This is a genomic window from Endozoicomonas acroporae (assembly GCF_002864045.1).
Taxonomy (GTDB): domain Bacteria; phylum Pseudomonadota; class Gammaproteobacteria; order Pseudomonadales; family Endozoicomonadaceae; genus Endozoicomonas; species Endozoicomonas acroporae.
Map to the genome: position 1 here is coordinate 1 of NZ_PJPV01000203.1, position 7,031 is coordinate 7,031.

A 7,031-nucleotide genomic window follows, 5' to 3' on the forward strand; every position below is an offset into this window, starting at 1 on the left:
AACTGGGATCTGGCTGATGAAGTCTGGTTGAATCCCGACAGGCCTGCTGATGATCAACTAAGCAAAGCCGCTTAAGTTGAGGCGACAACTATGTTGACAAACACCGAGTGCTAATATCCATATGCTCTGGTTGCCGAGGCAACCACCGTACCCAATCCGGCTGGTTCGGCTTCTGGTCGGTAAAAATATAATCCGATCTAAGGTGAAATGCCCTTTGAAGAATATGGTTTTTATCTGTTGTCTACAAGGCGTTTTCTACTATAACGCGATGTTCGACTTTTAAAATGACCTAAAAATGCATGACTGACCTCCTTTTCTGCTATTAGTATTAGTAGCAGTGGTTAACCAGAAGGAGATCAGACATGCCTGTTGAACAGTTTATCACTACTGTCTTTTGGCAAGCGTAAATTTATGAGTGGCACATAACACAGCACTTATACCAACTCACTTCGCATAAACAACATAACCATCGTCCAAAAACCACATCACCGGCCTTCGAGCCGGTACCCCCAAAGGACGACCCCTCCCCCCTCTGCCAACACAATACCGGTAATCATCACCGGACACCTTTCGCGGCATGGAAAACATCAACCTTCACATGGAAGAAGCCCTGACCGACGGCGCAGTCTCCGACGAGAAGCCTGACCACTGTGTCGAAGGGGTCATTGTCGACCTGAAAAACCTGATCCACCCGCTCACCAACTACGAAGACATCTCAACTCTCCTGTCCGACGAGCAAGAGCAAAGACTGGTGTCCATGGTCAAAACCATGTCCGACATGAGTTACGACCAAATCTCCCGGCGCTACGACCACTGGCAGGAAGCCGACCGCGCCCACGACATCTACGTCCCCGCCGACACCACCGACTTCAGAGAAAAGGCCGTCATTCCCGACACCCGCGCCATCGCCGACACGGTATTGACTTACATGATGTCCGCCCTCGGCGGGCGTAATCCCATGTTCCAGCTCGAAGGACTGAACCGCGAATCCAGAAAGTCCTCCATGCTGCTTGAGCGCGTCCTGCACCAGCACATGCGCCGCACGTCTGGCACAACTGCTGCTCGACAACATCCGCTACGGCATGTCGCCCACAAAAATCGTCTGGAACCCCAACAGCAATACCAACTCCATCGTCAACTTCGACCCGCGCAAGGTCTTTCCCGACCCCCGTGTCACCTGGGGCGACTGGGAGCGTCAGCAGTTCATCGTGTTTACCGACTACGTAGCAACAAGCGCCCTTGTGCAAAGCGGCCTCTACCCTCGACTCAAGCAAGACAAAGCCCTGCTGCACAAACACACCGGCAACTCAAAACAAGGCTGGAGCGCCCACCGCTGGCACAAAGAAGAGGGCAAAGGTTTTTCCATCGACCCCCAGGACTCTCTGGCCCGCGACAACACCGGCAGTTATTTCACCCTGGGCAACGCCAGAACCATCGACGAATGCTGGGTCAGGTTAGCGGGCTACGAAATCGGCGTCCCCGCCATCGAACAAATCTGGCTGCTCGTCACCATTATTGACGAACAGCACGTTATCCGTTGCCAGCTCAACCCCTACGGACGCCAGTTCCCCTGTGTCATGGGTGGCCTCTTCTTCGACAGCCACAAAACATTCCAGCAGTCCCTCTATGACATGCTGCTGCCCATGCACGACATCGCAACGTGGCTGCTCCGATCAAGAGTCGACAACGTGCAGGCCGCCCTCAATAACCTGATCTTCGCCGACCCCACCCAGGTCTCCATTCCTGATCTTATTGACCGCAACCCCTGGGGCGTCGTCAGGACAGCCCCCGGCACCAAACCCGGCGACGGCGTATTCATCGCCAACGTACCCGACGTCACCAAAGGTCACTGGAACGACATCATGACCATGGGCGAAATGAAACAACGGGTCTCCGCCGCCTCCGACGCACAACAGGGCATACCCACCGCCGACGTCCGATCAGCAACGGAAATACAAAGGCTCACTCAACTGGGGTCACAACGACTCGGCGTTCTCTCAAGAATCCTCTCCAGCACCACGAAAACCGGGGTCGGGTCTTGATTCTTGATCCGATCGTCTTACACTTCCACTTCGTACTGCGCCAGATTCGGCGCAACTCCCTTTACCTCCCCGTTCTGAATAAACACCTTCTCGCCAACGCTCACAGACTCTCCTTTGACCGTAATAACCGAACCATCCCGTAGCCTTGCCTGACTGGTGCCATTGCCGTTATTGGCGGTAATGGTAGCCACGATCCGCCCCCCTTCTGGAATGAGCGCCTTGAACTGTTGCCAGATGTTAGTGGTTGCCATTGCTTGCATTCCAGATAAACGGTTACTGTCTGGTAAAAATTGGTTCCGTACCTGACTTTTGATTAAAACGACAATCTTCTTGTTAAAAATTCTGTTTTTTTGTGGAACTCAATCAGCTGATTTTTTGTCCTACTCAGAGTTTTGAGTCAAGCAGCAGGCTAAAGCGATGGTTGCTGATTACGTGCTGGGTAAAGGCGCTGGGCATCCAACGGCCTTACGGCCGATGTTGGACGAAAGCATGGCAGAAGCTCGCCACTGTCTGCAAACACGTACAGCTTACGCCCGATTAAATAAATTACCGATACTCTACCGGGTGCGTCTGTATGGCGAGGCTCAGTATCAGGCAAGGAGCTGGAAAGGGCTGGATACACGTGTCATATATAAGGCTGAAGTGAACCAGATGGGTGACAACCCTCGCTTCGTAGTGACATCAATCAAGAATGCCTCGGACCGGTGCGTTTATGAGCTGTTCTATTGTCCCAGAGGACAGGATGAAAACTACATCAAACACCTGAAAAATGATCTGTCCTGTGATCGGACATCGGATATGGGCTTTCGGGCGAATGCATTGCGTATGTACTACGCCTGTGCCGCGTATGTTCTGCATTACGAAATGAGAACCACTGTATTGAAGGATACAGAGATGCAGAGGGCTCAGCCTTCAACAGTGATCGCCAAGCTGTTCAAAATTGCCGTTAAGGTGGTGGAGTATAAAGACCGTGTTAAGTTACATCTGCCCAGCAGCAACCCAATGAAAGTGTTGCTGCAACGAGTGACAGAGGCTTTTGCTGCTATGCCAGTCCTCAAACCGGGATAAGAGACACAACTTTTAAGTTGGCAGGCGTTTTATTGAATCAACTGAAAGAGGTTGAGGGTTCAGTGCGCTTGGTATCAGGTAAATCGGTATGTTTTTTGACAAAAAGCCATGGCGGGACGCAATATCACCGCAGAGAAATACGCTGCTACGATCTGACAGGCTATATTTGTTCAAAAAAAATAAATCATTCGAGCTGTAGCAGCGTTTATGAAATATTCGGGTTAGGAATTGTCCTTAAATAATTCCGACATTTTAAACTCGGTCTCCGTTCATCCTGAGCGCCCTTCGACTCCGCTCAGGATGAACGGTCGAAGGGTGACTGGCACGATATCGAGGCCGGATACATGCCCTTCGACAGGCTCAGGACGAACGGAGTTTCGAGGCTCAGAAATGTCGGAATTATTTCGGACCAATTCCTTAATTGAAAAAAGGCCTGAAGTTTCAGGCCTGCTTCAGAAGGGAAGAGTTAATCCTGTTGATGACCACGCCACATCTGGTAATTATTCATCAACAGCGATTTACCCATCAGATGTGCTGCAACGGGGGCGGTCATCAGAATGAAGGCGATAATCCCGACGGCCCGGGAACTGATGGAAACCCCCTGAAAGTGCAGGGCCACAGCCACCATAATTAAACCAACCCCGATGGTCCCCGCTTTGGTGGATGAGTGCATGCGAATGTAAGCATCCGGCATCCGTAAAATACCCAGCGCAGAGAAAAAGCTGAACAGTACCCCGACAATTAAACAGCTGGCGACGACCCAATCCATCATGATTTTTCTCCTGAACTTAAGCCCGAATCAGCGCGAGACTGACTCAGTGGCACGCGCATAATAAAGCGGGCAAAGGCAATGGTGCTGAGAAACGCCACCAGGGCCAGGGTGATGGCAATATCCATAAATGCAGTGGCGTTGCTGTAAATGGTGAATACACCAATAAAGCCGATGGTGATAAAGGCGATGAGATCCAGGGCGATCACCCGATCCGCCAGCGAAGGGCCTTTGCACAGCCGGATAAATGCCAGGGCCAGGCTGGCTAACAAACCGACAAAGGCGAAATGAGTGGCAAAAGCCATCATGTCAGTCACGGGTCACCTCCAGAATACGACGCTCCAATGATGTTTTGATATCGTCGATCACCGATTGTTCGTTCTTGCTGAACATGGCATGTACGATCAAATACCGGCGATCTTCACTGACATCCAGCGTCAGTGACCCCGGCGTTAGCGACACCATATTGGCCAGCAACATAATCTCCATGTCAGATTCAACCGCCAGCGGCACTTTGATAATGGCCGGATGGCTCAGGTGGGTGGGGGTGATGACGTCCCACACCACTTGCAGACTGCTGGTGAGCAGTTTGTACAGGAACACCGCCAGCAGCTTCAGGGCTGCCAGGAACTTGCGGCCGTAATGAGGTTTATTGCAAAAGGGTTCGGTCAGCAACAGGGCAAAAAAACCGACCACAAAACCAATGGTAAAATCGGTGCTGCCATAGTCGCCGTTCAGCAGCATCCAGCCAAACGCTAACAGGATGTTTAACAAAAACAGGTTCATGGTTGCGTTCCTCCAGCGGGTCCTGGTATGGAGAGATGCGCTGAGTAGGCCGTGCTGTCGCTGCCAAGCACGGCATCAATATAAGGCTGTGGATTGAGCAGGTTGGTTGCAGAGGCTTCTGCCAGCTGATAAATGGGTTCGACCAGCAAACCAATCAGAATGGTCAATACTGCCAGTGCCGCAATAGGGACGATATACAGGCAGTTTTCCCGCCGGGTCAGGGGGATCGGTGCAGCGGCATTATCCGGCAGCGGTTTCCAGAACGCTTCGGCCCAGATTTTGGTCATGGAATAAATAGTCATCAGGCCAACAAACAAGGCGGTGGCCGCCAGCAGATAGGCGTCAGTTTGCAGGCTTGCCTTGATCACCAGAAATTTGCCCCAGAATCCGGACAGTGGTGGAAAGCCCGCCAGAGAGAACGCCGGAATCAGAAACAACAGGGCCAGCCACGGCATGCTGCGATAAGCGCCACCCAGCTCACGCAGGTTATCACTGCCCTGTCTGCGCTGCAGGAAGCCGCCGATCAGGAACAAATTGGCCTTAACAATAATGTGGTGGATGATGTAGAAAATCGCACCGGTAATGGCCAGCGGTGTATAGATGGCCAGTCCCATCAGCATATAGCCAATCTGACTGATAATATGAAACGACAGAATACGTTTGATATGGAATTGACTGGCCGCACCAAGCACGCCGGTGAGCATGGTCAGGCCGGCAATCACCATCAGCAATGGCTGGTAGCCGCTATCGACCAGGTCAAACACAATGGTGAAGACGCGGATCAACGCATAAACCCCCACTTTGGTCAGCAGTGCGGCGTACAGGGCAACGATGGCGCTAGGCAGATGATGATAGGACGCTGGCAGCCAGGAGAAGACCGGGAACGCCGATGCCTTGATGGCGAAACCAAAGAGAAACAACCCGGAAATCAGCATCATGGTGGTGTTCGGCAGTAACGGGACTTTGGCGTGCAGGTCGGCCATATTCAAGGTGCCGGTAGCGCCATACAGCAGCCCGATGGCCAACAGGAAAACCATGGTGGAGATCAGGTTGAGCACCACGTATTTAACCGCCGCATCCACCTGCTGTTTATTGGCATTGAGTACCATCAGGCCAAATGAGGTAATGAGCATGACCTCAAAAAACACATAGAGATTGAAAATATCGCCGGTTAAAAAGCTGCCCATCACACCGGCCAGCAGCGCATGGATCAAACTGTGATAGATCCCATAGAACGGTTTGCTGCGCAAATCGGTGGTGCTGTAGAGCACAATCGCGACACCGATTATGGCGGTAATCAGCACCATGCTGGCCGATAGCAGGTCGGCGACAAAGACAATGCCGAAGGGGGCTTGCCAGTCACCAAAGGCGGTTACCTGCAGGCCTTGGGAAATGACCTGCTGGACCAGCAACAGGGCGATACACAGGTTGGCGAGGGCACCGGACCAGCTGATCACCGATGACAGGGTGCGGGCGCGAAAACTGAAAGCGCAGGCGGTAGCGGTTAGCAGCGGAATAAAAGCAGGCATAACCAGTAGCCAATGGGTCATTGCTCTGTCTCCGCATGTTGCATTTTGTCCATATCAGCGGTGCCAAATTCTTTAATGGCGCGATAGGCCAGTAGTAAGGTGAACAATAACAGACCGAAACCGATCACGATGGCGGTCAGAATCAGCGCCTGTGGCAGCGGGTTGGCGTAACCGGCGGCCGGGAGCAGGGCATCATTGGCAATCAGTGGCGGATTACCCCGGGTTAAGCGGCCAGCGACAAAAATGGCCAGGTTGATGGCGTTACTGACCAGGATCATACCGAACAGAAAGCGCACGATATGACGCTCCAGCATCAGGAAAACGCCGCAGGCAGTCATCAGGCCGACGACCAGACACCAGAGAAACTCCATCAACTTAACTCCTCTTCAACATTGAGCAGGATCATCAGTACCGACCCGATGACAGCCAGGTAAACGCCAACGTCAAATAACAGTGGACTGCCGATTTTGCCCAGCCACAGGCCAGAGAGAAAAGGCTGCCCGAAAAACAGCGGCAGCAGACCGGCGAACAGCGCTATGGCCACACCAGAACCCGCAAAGGTGGCTGGTGGATAGACCAGGCGCTCACGCACATAGGCCGGGGTTTCGGCCAGCATTAACAGGGCAAAGGCAATGACGGCAATCAGGCCGGCAATAAACCCGCCGCCGGGATTGTTATGGCCACGCAACAGCAGGTAAACAGAAAACACCAGCATCAGCACCGTGACGATATGGGCGCTGGTACGAAAGATAATCGATGACATTAACGGTGCTCCTTGGGGGTTTCAGAGACCATCTGGTTAATTAATCATTAGGTAAACCCCCGGCTATGCCGGGG

9 protein-coding genes are annotated in these 7,031 nt (G+C 52.6%); 2 read left to right on the forward strand and 7 right to left on the reverse strand.

Features of this window, described 5'->3' with window-relative positions; translation table 11 throughout:
* Positions 1 to 1,010 precede the first annotated feature (1,010 nt).
* The gene (locus CX664_RS23775) at positions 1,011 to 2,042 is read left to right on the forward strand and encodes a portal protein (protein ID WP_146000287.1); all 1,032 of its coding nucleotides are present in this window, start codon (positions 1,011 to 1,013) and stop codon (positions 2,040 to 2,042) included.
* 17 nt (positions 2,043 to 2,059) lie between these two features.
* On the opposite strand, the gene CX664_RS23780 is transcribed toward CX664_RS23775, so the two are convergent.
* Positions 2,060 to 2,293 (reverse strand): hypothetical protein, encoded by a 234-nt coding sequence (locus CX664_RS23780; RefSeq protein WP_101749107.1) that lies wholly within the window; start codon positions 2,291 to 2,293, stop codon positions 2,060 to 2,062.
* 166 nt (positions 2,294 to 2,459) lie between these two features.
* Between CX664_RS23780 and CX664_RS23785 the strand changes: the two genes are divergently transcribed.
* Complete coding sequence (locus tag CX664_RS23785; RefSeq protein ID WP_101749108.1) at positions 2,460 to 3,110, forward strand: transposase; 651 nt, start codon at positions 2,460 to 2,462, stop codon at positions 3,108 to 3,110.
* Positions 3,111 to 3,576: 466 nt separating this feature from the next.
* Here CX664_RS23785 and mnhG read toward each other — a convergent pair whose 3' ends face one another.
* From mnhG to CX664_RS23815, 6 genes are read right to left on the reverse strand one after another with little or no spacing between them, the layout of a single operon-like run.
* Entirely contained in the window at positions 3,577 to 3,882 is a 306-nt protein-coding gene (gene mnhG / locus CX664_RS23790) for a monovalent cation/H(+) antiporter subunit G (RefSeq protein WP_101749109.1), read from the reverse strand.
* On the reverse strand, positions 3,879 to 4,187 hold the full coding sequence (locus CX664_RS23795) for a cation:proton antiporter (protein WP_101749110.1): 309 nt from the start codon (positions 4,185 to 4,187) through the stop codon (positions 3,879 to 3,881). Before CX664_RS23795 ends, mnhG begins: the two co-directional genes overlap by 4 nt.
* Position 4,188: 1 nt before the next feature.
* Positions 4,189 to 4,665 carry a Na+/H+ antiporter subunit E gene (locus CX664_RS23800; protein ID WP_101749111.1) on the reverse strand — a complete coding sequence of 159 codons (477 nt, stop codon included), beginning with the start codon at positions 4,663 to 4,665 and terminating at the stop codon, positions 4,189 to 4,191.
* Positions 4,662 to 6,215 (reverse strand): proton-conducting transporter transmembrane domain-containing protein, encoded by a 1,554-nt coding sequence (locus CX664_RS23805; RefSeq protein WP_101749112.1) that lies wholly within the window; start codon positions 6,213 to 6,215, stop codon positions 4,662 to 4,664. The genes CX664_RS23800 and CX664_RS23805 overlap by 4 nt, the downstream gene beginning before the upstream one ends.
* Entirely contained in the window at positions 6,212 to 6,565 is a 354-nt protein-coding gene (locus CX664_RS23810; RefSeq protein ID WP_101749113.1) for a Na+/H+ antiporter subunit C, read from the reverse strand. Before CX664_RS23810 ends, CX664_RS23805 begins: the two co-directional genes overlap by 4 nt.
* Complete coding sequence (locus CX664_RS23815; RefSeq protein WP_206679370.1) at positions 6,565 to 6,957, reverse strand: MnhB domain-containing protein; 393 nt, start codon at positions 6,955 to 6,957, stop codon at positions 6,565 to 6,567. Before CX664_RS23815 ends, CX664_RS23810 begins: the two co-directional genes overlap by 1 nt.
* Between the last annotated feature and the right edge of the window lie 74 nt (positions 6,958 to 7,031).